General features: G+C 35.7%; 17 protein-coding genes. 4 read left to right on the top strand and 13 right to left on the bottom strand.

All coding sequences use genetic code 11. The features are described from left to right. Positions 1 to 5 precede the first annotated feature (5 nt). The 13 genes from AB3210_RS01280 to AB3210_RS01220 form a co-directional block, all read right to left on the bottom strand. Positions 6 to 461 carry a phage baseplate assembly protein V gene (locus AB3210_RS01280; RefSeq protein ID WP_264683012.1) on the bottom strand — a complete coding sequence of 152 codons (456 nt, stop codon included), beginning with the start codon at positions 459 to 461 and terminating at the stop codon, positions 6 to 8. Further along, positions 448 to 921 carry a hypothetical protein gene (locus AB3210_RS01275; protein ID WP_065094331.1) on the bottom strand — a complete coding sequence of 158 codons (474 nt, stop codon included), beginning with the start codon at positions 919 to 921 and terminating at the stop codon, positions 448 to 450. Before AB3210_RS01275 ends, AB3210_RS01280 begins: the two co-directional genes overlap by 14 nt. After that, positions 902 to 1,390, bottom strand: a complete 489-nt coding sequence (locus AB3210_RS01270) for a phage tail protein (RefSeq protein WP_264377374.1) — start codon at positions 1,388 to 1,390, stop codon at positions 902 to 904. Before AB3210_RS01270 ends, AB3210_RS01275 begins: the two co-directional genes overlap by 20 nt. Then, positions 1,383 to 1,703 (bottom strand): hypothetical protein, encoded by a 321-nt coding sequence (locus AB3210_RS01265; RefSeq protein ID WP_264377373.1) that lies wholly within the window; start codon positions 1,701 to 1,703, stop codon positions 1,383 to 1,385. The genes AB3210_RS01270 and AB3210_RS01265 overlap by 8 nt, the downstream gene beginning before the upstream one ends. A 91-nt stretch (positions 1,704 to 1,794) precedes the next feature. Further along, positions 1,795 to 2,799 (bottom strand): major capsid protein, encoded by a 1,005-nt coding sequence (locus AB3210_RS01260; RefSeq protein WP_264377372.1) that lies wholly within the window; start codon positions 2,797 to 2,799, stop codon positions 1,795 to 1,797. A 33-nt stretch (positions 2,800 to 2,832) separates the two neighbouring features. Next, positions 2,833 to 3,204, bottom strand: a complete 372-nt coding sequence (locus AB3210_RS01255) for a head decoration protein (RefSeq protein ID WP_264377349.1) — start codon at positions 3,202 to 3,204, stop codon at positions 2,833 to 2,835. Then, the gene (locus tag AB3210_RS01250) at positions 3,179 to 4,285 is read right to left on the bottom strand and encodes a S49 family peptidase (RefSeq protein WP_264377348.1); all 1,107 of its coding nucleotides are present in this window, start codon (positions 4,283 to 4,285) and stop codon (positions 3,179 to 3,181) included. The genes AB3210_RS01255 and AB3210_RS01250 overlap by 26 nt, the downstream gene beginning before the upstream one ends. Next, a complete protein-coding gene (locus tag AB3210_RS01245) occupies positions 4,282 to 5,709 on the bottom strand; it encodes a phage portal protein (RefSeq protein WP_208571635.1) in 1,428 nt (475 codons plus the stop codon). Before AB3210_RS01245 ends, AB3210_RS01250 begins: the two co-directional genes overlap by 4 nt. Beyond that, the gene (locus AB3210_RS01240; protein ID WP_143689022.1) at positions 5,710 to 5,934 is read right to left on the bottom strand and encodes a gpW family head-tail joining protein; all 225 of its coding nucleotides are present in this window, start codon (positions 5,932 to 5,934) and stop codon (positions 5,710 to 5,712) included. It lies immediately after the preceding gene. Continuing rightward, positions 5,927 to 7,756, bottom strand: coding sequence for a phage terminase large subunit family protein (locus AB3210_RS01235; protein ID WP_265014498.1), 1,830 nt, complete (start codon positions 7,754 to 7,756; stop codon positions 5,927 to 5,929). Before AB3210_RS01235 ends, AB3210_RS01240 begins: the two co-directional genes overlap by 8 nt. Then, positions 7,753 to 9,246, bottom strand: a complete 1,494-nt coding sequence (locus AB3210_RS01230) for an ankyrin repeat domain-containing protein (protein ID WP_264377346.1) — start codon at positions 9,244 to 9,246, stop codon at positions 7,753 to 7,755. The genes AB3210_RS01235 and AB3210_RS01230 overlap by 4 nt, the downstream gene beginning before the upstream one ends. Before the next feature lie 19 nt (positions 9,247 to 9,265). Beyond that, complete coding sequence (locus AB3210_RS01225; protein WP_226079475.1) at positions 9,266 to 9,736, bottom strand: hypothetical protein; 471 nt, start codon at positions 9,734 to 9,736, stop codon at positions 9,266 to 9,268. 133 nt (positions 9,737 to 9,869) lie between these two features. Beyond that, the gene (locus AB3210_RS01220; protein WP_264377345.1) at positions 9,870 to 10,340 is read right to left on the bottom strand and encodes a Holliday junction resolvase; all 471 of its coding nucleotides are present in this window, start codon (positions 10,338 to 10,340) and stop codon (positions 9,870 to 9,872) included. Between the two features lie 872 nt (positions 10,341 to 11,212). Between AB3210_RS01220 and AB3210_RS01215 the strand changes: the two genes are divergently transcribed. Genes AB3210_RS01215 through AB3210_RS01200 form a run of 4 tightly spaced genes read left to right on the top strand, consistent with a single transcriptional unit; the run spans position 11,213 to position 14,288 of the window. Next, positions 11,213 to 11,704: a sigma-70 family RNA polymerase sigma factor gene (locus AB3210_RS01215; protein WP_264377344.1), complete on the top strand. Its 492-nt coding sequence runs from the start codon at positions 11,213 to 11,215 to the stop codon at positions 11,702 to 11,704. A 51-nt stretch (positions 11,705 to 11,755) separates the two neighbouring features. Next, positions 11,756 to 12,553, top strand: coding sequence for an ATP-binding protein (locus tag AB3210_RS01210; protein WP_265014483.1), 798 nt, complete (start codon positions 11,756 to 11,758; stop codon positions 12,551 to 12,553). Between the two features lie 23 nt (positions 12,554 to 12,576). Further along, positions 12,577 to 13,065: a hypothetical protein gene (locus AB3210_RS01205; protein ID WP_015587751.1), complete on the top strand. Its 489-nt coding sequence runs from the start codon at positions 12,577 to 12,579 to the stop codon at positions 13,063 to 13,065. Then, positions 13,062 to 14,288 (top strand): AAA family ATPase, encoded by a 1,227-nt coding sequence (locus AB3210_RS01200; RefSeq protein ID WP_264377342.1) that lies wholly within the window; start codon positions 13,062 to 13,064, stop codon positions 14,286 to 14,288. The genes AB3210_RS01205 and AB3210_RS01200 overlap by 4 nt, the downstream gene beginning before the upstream one ends.

Below are 14,288 nucleotides of genomic sequence, written 5' to 3'. Positions count from 1 at the left end.
TTTCCCTAATTTAGATTTACTCTTTTTGCTTTTAGTTTTATTTCGCTCTTTGTTATCTCTACACTTGATTCCCCAACATTCAGTGTTATCTTGTCTACTACTTCAATCTCTAAATGATGTTTCTCTTTATCATATGTAAATCTTGTCCCATCTTGAAATTTTACATTATTTACTTCCTTTTTATTCTCTGGAGGAGGGTATTTTTCCTGATATATTGCCGGTAACACCACCCCCAAAGACAATTCTCCCAATGGTGATAATACTATTACCTGTTCATCAATATTTGGTGGTGACCAACTTTCAGCTCTATTTGTTATCCATGGAAGAAAATCTGTTACAAGTTCACCTATTTTAACTTTTACTTTAGCTTTTTCATAATCTATTTTTTCGACAATGCCTATACGGACAATGTTGGCCAATTTCCTCCGCAATTCTGAAATTGCAAAATTACTTTCCAACATTCACATCGATTAAATGAGGTTTTATTTTACTCACTTCCCAAATCGATCGCCCTACATGCAATTCGTGCGCCCAGTCTACCATCCACACTAAATATGCATCGAGCTCTGGCCTAAAATCATCTCCTCCTCCTGATATAAATTCTCCTGGTGAAACATTTTTCACGTTCCAAGTATTTTTATTTACTACTCTGGCAACCTCAGCAGCTAATGATCTGACAATAATAGGGGCATTTTCTATTGTGCTATCGATCACTATTCGTGCCTCAAATTTTGCTCTCAGCGCTAGCTCCTCTGTTCCTGGATCTTTTCCTTGCTCTAGACTTGACAATTCTATAAATACCGCTGGAGCTGCTAACTCTTTCCTTATTGCTGGATAAACCTCACAAGTTTGAATTGCTGGTATCTCTGCCTTTAGCGTATTACAGATTGCCTCATGTAAATTAGTCCAAAATGCCGTCATAAAATAACTTATGTGTAAAATATTTTTCAAATATCCTTTCAACTTCATAATTAACAAGATTTTCTATTATCCTTGAAGCCTCAGGTTCAAGTGGTAGTTTAACCTCCTGTATCGGTAGTGCTGTTCTTCCTACACGTTTAAAAATACCACGATAGCCTCTTGGCATCGTTGCCATAAATGCATCATTAAATGCTGTTCTTATTTTTGCTTGTTTTATATTTATATCATACAGATATGCTCTAATTAAAACCTTCAAAGTGCTTTTCCTTGCCTTGATAATTCTTAGTCTTTTTCTAATTACTTTTAGCCTAATTTGCTTTTCTTCACTGATTTCTCGGACAGCCTGAGATTTTAACCATAATGCCGTTTTGTTTAGCGCTCTTACCGCTGCCAATTCTATTTTGGCTTTGTTAGCATCAATGTTGTGAATAATTCTCTCAATATTTTCATTAACCTCAATGTTAAACATCCTTCTCTCCAAGTACTGTACATTTTATATTCCATACTATTCCTGAATTATCTCGCAGTGGTGGAGAATATACTTTATATTTACGGCCATCAATAACAAAAATATCTCCCACCATTGGCCTCAGTACATCAAAAACATTTACCTCAAGAAAAAGCATCTCTCCCACAAATTGTCCTTCACCAATCTCGTATAATTTATCTGGCTGTTGCTTTAATACCTGTACAATATATGACTTATCCTTTGATTTATATAAAGCCACTTCTCCTAAATGGGCAAAACAATCTTTAAATAATCGCTTAATATTTTCTTGCACATTTCTCCGTTATATACTAACATTTACATGCTAAGAAGAGGTAAAGCATTCTTCTACCTCACACTGCTTTATAATTGCTCTACCTGTGTTGTTATGTTGCAACAACCCTGACTAATACCCCAGGTCTGTGACACATTGGCAGAGGGTTTGACTGCGTATGTAAATCAGTCCCTCTATCAAACCTCCTTGGTTCTTGCTTTGCATATAGTGGCTGTCCAAGAGTATTCACTGTCTCATTAAAATCTGCTGGTGCAAAGTATGTTGTAAATGTGCTTGCTGTTCCTACTGGAAAACAGTGCCCTGTATCTTTGTCAATAAATCTTCTCACCGTTCCTTCAGGGTCAGTTGCTTGCCCTCTATATTCCTCAAATGTTATGCCACAGAACGTAAATCCTGACCTCATATCATTCCTTAGCGCTGCTCCTTCTTGCCATCTCTCATATGCTTCTTTCACTTTAGTATGAGAAGTAAGTGCATCAAAAAACTCAGGGCTTACCAAAGCATGAATTCCTGTCATATATTCACCACTTAGATTATCTTCTATGTGCCGCAATACTTCCAGACACTTACGTTTTACATCTGTTGTTGCTGTTCCCAGTGCAAAATTTACTACTTTTGGTGTTATTTCAAATTCGTTGTACAAATTTAATAATTCTGACCCATCAGCATCTAAAATTATTCCCTTCAGCGCTCCCATCCGCAAATGTTCCAACGTTATCGCATGTTTGTTTCTCATCAATTGCAAATGGTCCGTTATTACATCTGCCAGCGCTTTAAGTTCACTCTCTGATCCAAATGCCCTTATTCCCTGTACTTCCTCTGGTAACACTACATCATCATGTGGAATATGTGGAATCGTAAATGTTCTTACCTTTCTTTTTCCTCTTTTTCCTACTGTTGCTGGTGCTCCGGGTACTTGTGTTGGCAGTAAACTCAATACTCCGTTGTGTTCTTCTATAGTAATATGTCGAAATCTTACTGACCTACTTGGAAATAAATTTAAATTTTCAACACGTCCATAATTTATCGGCAATATATTCATCGCATTTGTTAGTGCCGTCATACTAAATGCTGTATTTGTAAATGGATTTTGCATTTCTTTCTCTCCTTTTTTTCTTATTAATTTTAGTTAAACTCCCTTGCGGATAATGATCCCTCGTACTTCAAGTTGCTTTATTGCTTCAGCTTTCTGTTCTTCAGTGATATTTGCTGGCCATACAATTGCATGATCGGCAAGAAGAGCAATACGAGTAATTATTACTGCTTTAGTATCTCCATCTTTGCTATTTACATCGCTTGTTATTACACCTATCGCTGTTTGTGTGCCATCTGTGGCAGTTGGATTTATTACCTTAATCATGTTGTCTTTATCACGACCAACAACTGTACCAAGTTTAAGATTTTGACCTTTAGCTACTGCTATTGAGTCTCTTGAATACAGGCTTGATGCCTCATACTTTAATAAGTCACCTAGATTATTTTGTTCGGTTATAGTACTCATTTTGCTTTTCTCCTTTTGTTATATATTTTAAATGCCTACGACTTTTCGCTACCTGCATCATCAACTCTTCTCCTGAATTCTGTGGTATTGCACTCAGTATCTCTGTCTTTTTCGTTTGCTCTGCAAGTAATTCCATTAAAACCTCCCTTGCTTGCTCAACACTTACGCCCTGCTCAATAAATTCTCCTATCTTTTCTGGCATCTTTGATATATTACATAAACGTATTAATTCAAGAACTTCAGTACGATACTTAGTTAAATTATTAGTTTCTTCTTTTAGGTCAGTTATAGTTTGTTCGTTCATAGTAATACTCCTGTTTTTATTAATATATTTAAACTCTGAAAGAATTGTAATTCCATCTGCAAGACCTATTTCTACTGCTTTCTCGCCAAAATATAGCCCTGCTTCTGTTGATTTGATTGCCTCTACAGAAAGGTTTCTATTGCGTGCTATTAGCTCAACCAGCATTTCATATAAACGATTCACTTCGCTTTTTAGATTTTCTAAACTCTCAGAAGTTATTGGCTCATGTGGATTTAAATCATTTTTTCTACTTCCTGCAAACACTGTGGTATATTTTATTCCACATTTTTCATCAAATCCACTTTGATCTATATGACTTGCTATTACTCCTATACTCCCAACTCCTGAAGTGCGGGTGAGAAAAATCTTTTCAGCGCTAGAAGCTATAGCGTACGCAGCAGAATATGCATCATCATTTGCTATCGCTATTATCCTCTTTTTTCCTCTTGATTCATAAATAAAGTCAGCTAGGTCAAATATACCGTTTACCTCTCCTCCGGGGCTATCTATTTCCAGTATAATTGTCTCTATGCTACTATCTGCTAATGCTTGTGTAATTTGTTCTTCTATTTGCTCATATGATGTCATTCCGAGCATTTCATCAAATGCACCAGGTTTTTTAGTTAAAATGCCATGTATCGGTATTATTCCTCTTTCACTATTTCTTACTGCATGTTTTATATTTTTAAAGATAGGCTGCTTTCCTGTTTGTAGTGACAGTAACTCAAAACTCCTTGGTTCTACCATTACACATCTGTTTAGCCATTGTTGTTTCATATCACCTCTTGATTGGCCGTAACGTCAGAATCAAAACTTAAGCCCAGTTCACTTGCACGTCTTTGATCTTCTGCTATTTCTTGGTCAATTTCTTCTACATCATAACCCATTTCTGATACTACTTCCGCTCGACTCTTGAATCCATTTCTTACTGCCATTTGCTGTGCTTGCTGATCTTTTAGCGGATCGACCCAATCAAATCCCTGTGGTATCCATTTTACTTCTTTTTTTGCTCCTTCTTTTCCCTTTGTCCATTCTTCACCTATGTCTAGCTCTCCAGAAAGTAGTGCTAACTCTAACCACCTATCCCATACAGGACGGCAAAACTGAAATACCATTATGTTATGCTGTAACATTGTACATCTCCTACGAAACTCTATTAATCCTGCTCTAATTGATGAATAATTAACACCGGTTAAATCTCCTGTTAGTTGCTCATATGTTATCCCTGTACCAATCGCTATTGCCCTGAGTTGCTGTTTCATAAACGCTTCATAACTTCCTCCTACATCTGACGGCTCTGAAAATTTTATGTCTTCTCCTGGGTCTAAAAGCTGCATTGTTCCTGGCTCTAAACCAGATAGTGCTACTCCTTGCTCATTACTTTCACTTTCTCCTAAAATATTTGCTTCAGGATCAAGTCTTGTAATAAACCCTGCAAACATTGCTGCAGTTTTCTTTCTCACCAGCTCTGCATCATCATATTGATCAAGCTCATAAAGCTTCAGCAGTATATTAGAAAGCCAAGGCTCCCCTCTGATTTGCCCAGGTCTTAATGGTCTATAAATATGTAAAACATCATTTGCTGGCACTCTCACTGATTCTCCAAACATACTTTCACCAGGGTGTTCTTTAAATAGGTAGTATGCTTCTCTTTGCCCAAGCCTGTTAAACTCAATCCCGTTTCTTATTACATTACCATTTCCTAAAGTTTGATTTGTTTTATTATCTAAATGTTCAGACTCAAGTACTTGCAGTTGTAATGGTACAGAAAATCCATCTTCGAGTTTACGATTTCGGAGGCGTACAAAACATTCTCCTCCCTCTATCATACTTCTGCATACTAGAGCTTGTAATCCATAAAAATCACTTACTCCGTTACTATCTGCTTCATCTGTCCATCTTAGCCATAATTCTTGTACTTTCTTTCGAAATTCTCCATCTCTTGCTTTTGATTGCGGTTTTATTCCTGTCCCAATAGAGTTACTCACTATCGTATCAATGATATTTGCTGCATATGGATTTTTTCTCACCATATCACGTGATCGACTACGTAAAGTTTCAAGGTTTTGAGACAGCAAATTGTTTATACTTCCTAACTCTGGTTGAAAGTGAAAAAATCTTCTTCCTGAGCCTGCTGCATCCCATGCTGAGCTTTTTATCTTTGGTTTGTTAAATAATTGCTTGAAGGTTTTTAGCAGCATTTATAAAATTCCTTTACTCGTTGAAAAAACAATCTTTCTCTTCGGTTTCATTCCAACAATCTTTAGCTCAGCTTTAATACGTTGTCTTAAGTTTAGTAAATCATTTATCTGAACTTCAGCATATCTCACCACATGATCACCATATGCAATTGATACTACTCTTTCGCCACTCTGAAGCTTCTTTATCGCTTCTTCAATTTGAACTAAATACTCTTCGTTATACATTTTCCAACCACTTACTCTGTCTCACTTTTTTAGGTTTTTTACTTTCCATTTTTCCACTCAAACTATTCCATTTATTTTCTTGCCACCTATCAATTCCAAGCGCAATAGATGCAGCTCTCGCATAAATTCGGCAATCTAGCACTTCGTTTCTTTCTCTTACCTTTTGCCACTCCTGTTTGGTGTATCCCTTTACTACCTTGCTGACTAACTGCTCTGCTGTTAGCTGCTTAAAATATTCAGGTGCGTACTCAGGAAAATGACAGTATCCAGGTAGAGCTTTTCCCTCTTCTTCTTTTAAAATATTAAGTAATTGAAAAAGCTCTGATTTTAATATCGATACTCCTACTGGCCAGAGCTTTATTCCTCTCTTTAGCTTTTGACCACCAACTGTTATATCTACTCTACTTGGGCTGCTAAGTGGTACTAGTGCTTTATTTACACCTTTGACTGCCATTACTCTTCCACAGCCTTGATGACTTCTCACCCAATTGTATACTTCTTGTGTCGCATATCCTGCATCTACTGCCATCATGCTTATCATATACTCAAGCCCATTTTCACCGATAAAATGATGATTTAAGAGCTCAGAGAGTTTTCCCCATACTTCCCTACCTCCTGTATCTCCTTCAAATACTCGGTAGTCTATTGACCAATTTTCTCTGCCTTTTCCCCAGGCTACAACTTCTACTTCCAAGCGATCTTTTTGAACATCTACTCCTGCTGTGAGAACTACTTCGCCTTTTGGTACTGTGCCAATCTGAAAAAATTCTCTCCTGTTAAATAATTGCTTCCAGTCCGGTACTTCTCCTTTATCTACCCAGGTTTCTCCAAGCGTAGTATTTATCCAAACTTTCAGTAATTGTTCACTTTCTTTCGCATGGAGAAAATCCTCTACTGCTTGAGTCCAACTATACCAGCCAACTGGGCTATAAAGACTTGAAAGATGAAATCCTTTTTTCTCACCTTTTATTGGATTTGTAGCTCTCCATTCTCCACGCTCAAGAATTCCTGTCTTTTGATGATTTTCTATCTTTTTACCACATTCTATACATATATAGTGTGCTGTATTTGGATTTTTATCTTCCCATTTTATTTGTGACCATTTTAGAACTTGATAGTAATTACAATGCGGACATGGTACAAAAAAATATCTCTTATCTGTTACTTCAAATTCTTTCTCAATTCTGCTTATTCCATGAATCGTTGGTGTTGACACTAAAAAAATCTTTCGCCTTGCAAAGGTATTAGTTCGAGCAATACTAAGCAGTACTGGATCTCCTTCTCCTCCTGAATCTCCTGGATAAGCATCAATCTCATCAAGAAAGAGATACTTTACTGGCATAGACCTGAGACCTACACTGCTGTTTGCTCCAGTAATCACAACTATTCCACCTGGAAATTCCTTACTTTGTACAGTATTCCCTGAATCTCTTGATCTTGGGTCTTTTACTTTACTCTTTAAACATGGCGTACTCTCTATTAACGGTGCAAATCTTCCCTTTGACCAACGCTTTCCCATTTCAACTGTTGGCTGTACTACTAGCATTGGTCCTGGTGTTTGATCGATAATATAGCCAATCCAATTGTTACCAGCTTCTGTTCCTCCAATCTGCGCTCCTTTCATGAATACTACTTTTTCAGCCTGTGAAGAAGGAGATAGTGAATCCATGATTTCTTTTAAATAAGGAGTTCTTTCTGTTCTCCATTTACCTGGCTCTGATGCTGCAGTTGGCGCTAAAACTCGATACTCATTCGCCCACTCTGATACTTTAAGCTCTGGATCTGGTTTTAAACCTTCAGAAAAAGATGTGGCGTATATCATTGTCTGCATCTACTCATAATTGGTTCTATCTCAATATTGTTAACAGTAGAGTTTATTCCTCCACACTCCTCCAATTCCATAAACATCTTTTTCTGAAATTCGTTTTCTATATATCTTTTGCTCATCTCACTTACCATTATTGCTATAACAAAAGCAAATATCCCTGTTATTGTTGCAAAAATGATTGCACTGCTTATTGTTGTTGTTATCAACCCTATATATACTGCTACTGCTATTGCGCTGAATGTAGTATAGATGCAGATAATATTATTATGTTTTTTCGTCCTTTTATCTGCTATTTCTCTCTGTGCTATATATTTATTATGAAGGGTTGGAAAATTAATAACGGTATCTCTGCAGAGCAATGACCCATTTTTTTCAGTAAATAAAACTTTAAGTAACTCCAAATTATTTGATTTGATTGCTAAGTGCAGAACAGGTGTATAATTTGCTCCTTTTTTCAGTAGTAATTTTACTACATGTAAATGTCCTCTTTCTGCAGCAAGGTAAATCGGAGAGTGACCTTTATTATTTACAATATCAATATTGATTTCTTCTTTTAAAATTGCATCTACAATCTCAATTTCTCCTCTTTGTGCAGCTAAATGGAGTAGACTATTCTTTTCAGAACCGTATTTATTACTCATCAAAGCCTTCTTTATCTCAGGTTTAGCGTAATCAAATGGTGTTTTACCGCTATCGTCTTTTACCAGAGGGTCTATATCTTCTCGCGTTAGTAAAACTTCTATTGTTTTCAGTCTTTCAGCATAATGTAGTGGTGTTTTATTTTCGTAGTCCTGCAAATTTACTTGAGCATTAGGCTCCTTTATTAAGCATTTGAGGATATCAAGACATAAGTCTCTTTCATCGTAATTAGTATTACTTACAGCTATATGAACAGGTGACAATTTCATTGAGTTTTGTCCCATGCGCGCGCTATTCACATCTGCTCCTAGTCTCAGTAGTAACTTTACTATCTCCAGCTTTTTGTTATTAACTGCATAGTGCATTGGTGTCTGATTTCGTGCATCAAAGACATCTATTTCAGCATTTCCTTCTTTCACTAAAATTTTGACAACATTTTCATGTCCTATGCCTGCTGCTAGATGTAATGGAGTATGATGCAGAGCATTTCGTACATTAACGTCAATACCTTTTCTGATCAAATATCTAACTGCATTAACTTCACCTATCATTGCAGCTAAATGAAGTAAGCTATCTTGTTCTGACCCGTACTTGTTATTAATTAGCGCTTGTAATATTTCTGCTTTTTTCCCTTCTTTGGCGTAATCAAGAGATGTTTTACCTTCATTATCCTCCACAAAAGGATTAATATTCTTCTTCGTGAGTAATAAATCCACCATGCTTAATTCATCAAATTCTATAGCACAATGTAGTGGTGTCTTTCCATTTAATCCTCTGACATTAACATCTAATCCAGGTTGATTAATGAGACACTTTATTAACTCCAAACTTAAGTTATCAGTCATTTTATATTCAAAATCTTTTTTATATTTGAAATTTAGTATTAGATAATTCTTGTAATGAGTTTGTAATCTCTTCAGTTAGCGCCATATGAATCTTTTCAGTGTCACTCAGTGATGCAAGCAGTGCTGAAACTCTATTTGGAATATTAAGCAAATTATTACGGACAACTCTTGCTACGTTAAATGCTTCAGTTTTTACCTCTTCAATTGACACAAATTTGCCTATTTCAGCTTTCACTTTAGCTTCCAAAAGTTTACCACGCTCGGTTTCATTTTTTATTCGCGTTTTTAGCAATATCGTTGAAAGTGTTTCTCCGCGCTCTTTTCTCCTAAGTGGTTGACTTGGATCTCTTATTGCTGCTACCGCTTCATTTGCTTGTTCTCGGTCAATAAGTCCATCTTCCAGCTCAACTATTCCTTTTTTTACTAAAGAACAGACATATTGCCTCGAAAACCCTTTTTCCCTTGCCCATTCTGCTTGCGTAATTCTCACCTTTTTTTCTCCTTTTTTAGCACTGCTCAGCTATAATTTCGTAAGTAGTTAACATTTGAAATATATCTAACGCTAAAGAAGGCCCGAGGTCGGGACCACCAAACCCTCCAGCTTGGCCAAAAGGACCCACTTTTTATGATATTTCCAACATATTAAAATCTTTACTAAAATTCATAACATAGAACATTAATGCTAAAGAATCTGCTTCATTATCATCTGTTGGACAAAAACCCTTTTCCTGCACTGCTTCAATTACATCAGCTTTACTTGCATTGCCCTTGCCAGTTATAAAACGTTTAATAGTCTTAACCGAAACACCTTGATAGGGAATATTACTTTCTTCACACCAAGCAGAAAGGTGTGCTAAAAACCCTCCATAGATATGTGCAGCATCAGTTCCCAAGTGTCTTCTCACTTCTTCAAAGTATACAACTTCAATGCCTGGAAATTTATACTTAAGTGAATTAAGCCAATTACGAAAATTTAAAAACTGCATTCCACCACCACTAAACCTGCTAACATGAAAACTCTTACTTCCACTTTGCACTATTCCATCATTTAAAATAGTCCAGCCGGTTTGTTTGCCAAGATCTAGGGTGAGCATTTCCTTTCAATTGCCGAGTACATATATATACAAGATTTGAAAAAATTACGTCCAAAAAATCTTTAATTTTCGAAATTTAACAACTAACATAAAAACTCTTTTACAGCCAGTTTGTTTACCAAGCCTTTCAATTGTTGTGTACATATATATACAAGATTTGAAAAATTTTCGTCCAAAAAATCTTCAAATTTTTAGGAATTTTTTTTTATAATTCTTGAATTTGAAGACCTTTCAAACGGGTTTCTCTACTTTTAGAGGTTTTTATTATTCTACTCTTATATTTTATATGTTTTTATATATGTGTATATTTTTATATATGTATTATATATATATTATATATAAGGGTTTCAGGAAGCTAGAATCCTCCATATTGGCGGACTTCAGATATGCCGTTCCTAGGAACGGTTTTAGGAACGCATGGTGAAAACCCGCCATACAGGCTAATTCTAGATTCCTGCTTCCTAATTCCTGATTTAGGAAGCCAGTAATTAGGAACGGAACTTAAGGTTATAGAGAGCATACTTTTCAACTATTTTCCTCTTAAAAATTTAAGCTATTCTTTTAATAGCGAAATCCACATTTTTAGCTCTTTAGGTGATATTGAATTTCAAAATATGAAATTCTTATATGTTTTTAATATAACTTTAGGAAGCCTGAGCTACCCATTCTTAAAAATATTGAAATCCATTCAAAATAGGTTCCAAAAACCTGAACTGTATTATTTTAAATTGTATCAGTATTATTCTCAAAAAAAAACAATAGAATATCAATAGATTAAAAATTGCATCAGTATTATTTATTTTTGCTCCTGTCCTACATAAGGGCATTAATAACTTCCATCCTTAAAGCATTAATTTGTTTTAGGGAAAACCATGAAATTAAAAAATATAGCTATAATTGTTAAAAACGTAAAATACCAAGCCTATAGACTAAAACTTGCCAAGTGCTTTATTGATGAGAATAACGAAGACCTTGAGCAAGAACTCTTCTGTGAAATTTGGCCATGTCTTGATCAGTATGATGAAGATAAAAGTAGTTTTAACACCTTTGTAGCAAGATTAACTGAAAATAAAGCTATTAACATGTTAAAGAAACAGCAATGTGCAAAACGTAATATCAATAACTATATTAGCATTGATGTAACAGAGCTACTTGAGGGTGAAATAACAAAACGCATTGATGTAGACTATATGATCTCGGTTTTACCAAAGGAATGGCAAAATATATGTGAGCAACTTAAATTTTTTAACTTACATGAAGTTGCCAAAATGAACAACGTTTCAAGAACCACTTTAAACAATATTATCAAGAAGATACGTGCCAAACTTTCTCCTATTTACTACGAAGGCAAAAAGAAAAATTGAACAAAATTTTTGCCTTTCTTGTATATATATACATCGTAGCATGGATAAATAATGGTTCTTAAAATTTTGAATAATAATGAAAGATTGCAAACAATATCAACTGTAAAAATGGTCATCTTTGGTCCTTATGGTATTGGTAAAACAAGTCTCCTAAAGACCGTAGATGAACCAACACTTTGCCTTGATTTTGAAGCAGGGCTTCTTGCTGTTCAAGATTGGCAAGGAGATTCAATTAGTCTTCGCACTTGGAATGAAGCTAGAGATATTGCTTGTCTTATAGGGGGGCCTAATCCTGCGCTGAAGTCTGATCAAGCATATAGCCAAAGACACCATGAACATGTATCTGGTAAGTACAAAGATCTTTTCCCTGAGTTTTCTAAATACCGATGCATCTTTGTAGATAGTATAACCGTTGCTTCACGTTTATGTCTATTATGGGCAAAAATGCAACCTGAGGCTTTTTCTGAGAGATCGGGAAAACAGGACATGAGAGCTGCATATGGATTACTTGCTCAGGAAATGATGGCTTGGCTCAATCAATTTCAACACATCAGAGACAAAGACATCATCATAGTTGGCACTTTAGGTCAATATCTCGATGATTTCAATCGTCCAATTTGGCTACCTCAATGCGAAGGGGCTAAAACTGCTAGTGAAATTCCTGGGATAGTTGACGAAGTAATCAGTATGATTGGAATCAAGAAAGATGATGGAACGGAGAAGCGCTCTTTTGTTTGCCACACTTTAAACCCTTGGGGATACCCAGCTAAGGACCGTAGTGGACGCCTGAGTATGGTTGAAGAACCACACTTAGGTAAGCTGCTTACAAAGATTAAAAGCAAGTTTTAAAATTTAAACATGGAGAGTGATATATGTTACAAAACCTATTAACTGATTTTAACACTGTAAAACCGCAAAGTAGATTGATACCTAAAGGGACAATAGTAAAAGTAAAAATGACAATCAAGCCTGGAGGTTATGAGCATTGGTTTACTAAAAGCCCCACTACCGGTAGCATTTATTTAAATACAGAATTTACCGTTATTGAAGGCCCATACGCAAAGCACAAAATTTATCAAATAATTGGTATTAAAAGTAGTAAAGCAGAAGATACTTGGGGAGAAATGGGTCGTTCTATGCTTCGCAGTATCTTGGAATCGGCACGTGACATTCATCCACATGATAACTCAGAAAATGCAATCCTTGCTCGTAAGTTAAATTCAGTTGCAGAATTAAATGGCTTAGAGTTTACAGTAAAGGTAGGTGTTATAACTGATGAATATGGAGAGAAGAACAAAATTGCCTCGGTAGTTACTCCAGAATACCGCAAAAATTATGAAATTGACAGAGTACCATTTTGAAGTACGACGAGGAAAAGCTTTGGTCTGCTGTCGTTACTAGAGGTATTCAGGACGCAGTAGGAAAAAACCCAAAGCTAAGAGAAGAAGCAATTAATTGGCTGAATTCAAAATCTTTTGAAACTGTTTGTGAGCTAGCTAATCTCAACTTTACACGTATGAAAAATATGTATGGGAATTTTATGTCTAAAAAGCAAAAAGAGTTAAAGATGTTATTGATTGATAATATCAAGGAGTGTGTTTCTTACCTACTTCCAAATGGTGAGTTTTACCGAGAAAAAACTTATATTGGAGACTTAAATGGAAATACAATTACAGTTAAAATAGTAGGTAAGGAAGCTGGTGATTGGCGTAATTTTACTGAAGGAACTGGTGGTGATATTATTGATCTTTGGATTTTAATTAAGGGTGATATATATTCTGCTAGAAAGTGGCTCAATAAAAAATCAAAGAGTGGAGAAAAAAAAGGGCGGAAAAGAGAAGAAAAAATATTTTCTGTAAAGCAGTACTTAAGTGATCAATCACCAATACCAGAAGATATAATAGCTCCACGAATTCTCACTCCAGGTGGTCTTTTAGTCATTGGTGGTACGCCAAAGGTTGGCAAAAGTTATTTTCTTCTCTCTTTGCTTGCACATCTTGCAGCAGGAGTGTCGTTTCTTAAGATGAAGTCAGCAAGGCCACTAAAAATAATCTATCTGCAAAATGAGATGGAGTACAATTATATCAGGGAACGCATACAACAAATCATAACTAATCAAAGGCTGCCAAATCTAGCAGAGGAAAACTTGATTGTTACTACAAAGATGAGATTAACTTTAAATGATGAAGGTATAGAGAGAATAAAAGATATAATAGGAGAAAAATTTAAAACGATAGATCTTATCGTTTTGGATTCTCTTGACTATGAAAATATGTTTTCTGGCCTGCAAAGCAGAGTAGAAAAACTACGTTCTGTAATTAATCCTATGGCTGGAATCATTATTACACGTCATACCAGAAAAGTATCCACAGCTACACTCGCAAAAAGTCCTTTTCAAGCTTTAATTGGTGCTAATGCTTTAAGAAGTTTTTATACATCTGGTATGGTAATGTTTCAACCAAATAAACGTACAAATGTCTTGCAAGTAGTATATGAGCTAAGAAACGGTAAATCAATACCAGCAAAATTCATTAGCAGAGTAAATGGGCGTTGGCAGAACTCTAAAGTTATAGCTACGGCTTAA

The organism is Wolbachia endosymbiont (group B) of Scrobipalpa ocellatella (assembly GCF_964188425.1).
Taxonomy (GTDB): domain Bacteria; phylum Pseudomonadota; class Alphaproteobacteria; order Rickettsiales; family Anaplasmataceae; genus Wolbachia.
Note: the sequence above shows the minus strand (reverse complement) of the source record. Positions and strands in the feature narration are given on the sequence as shown.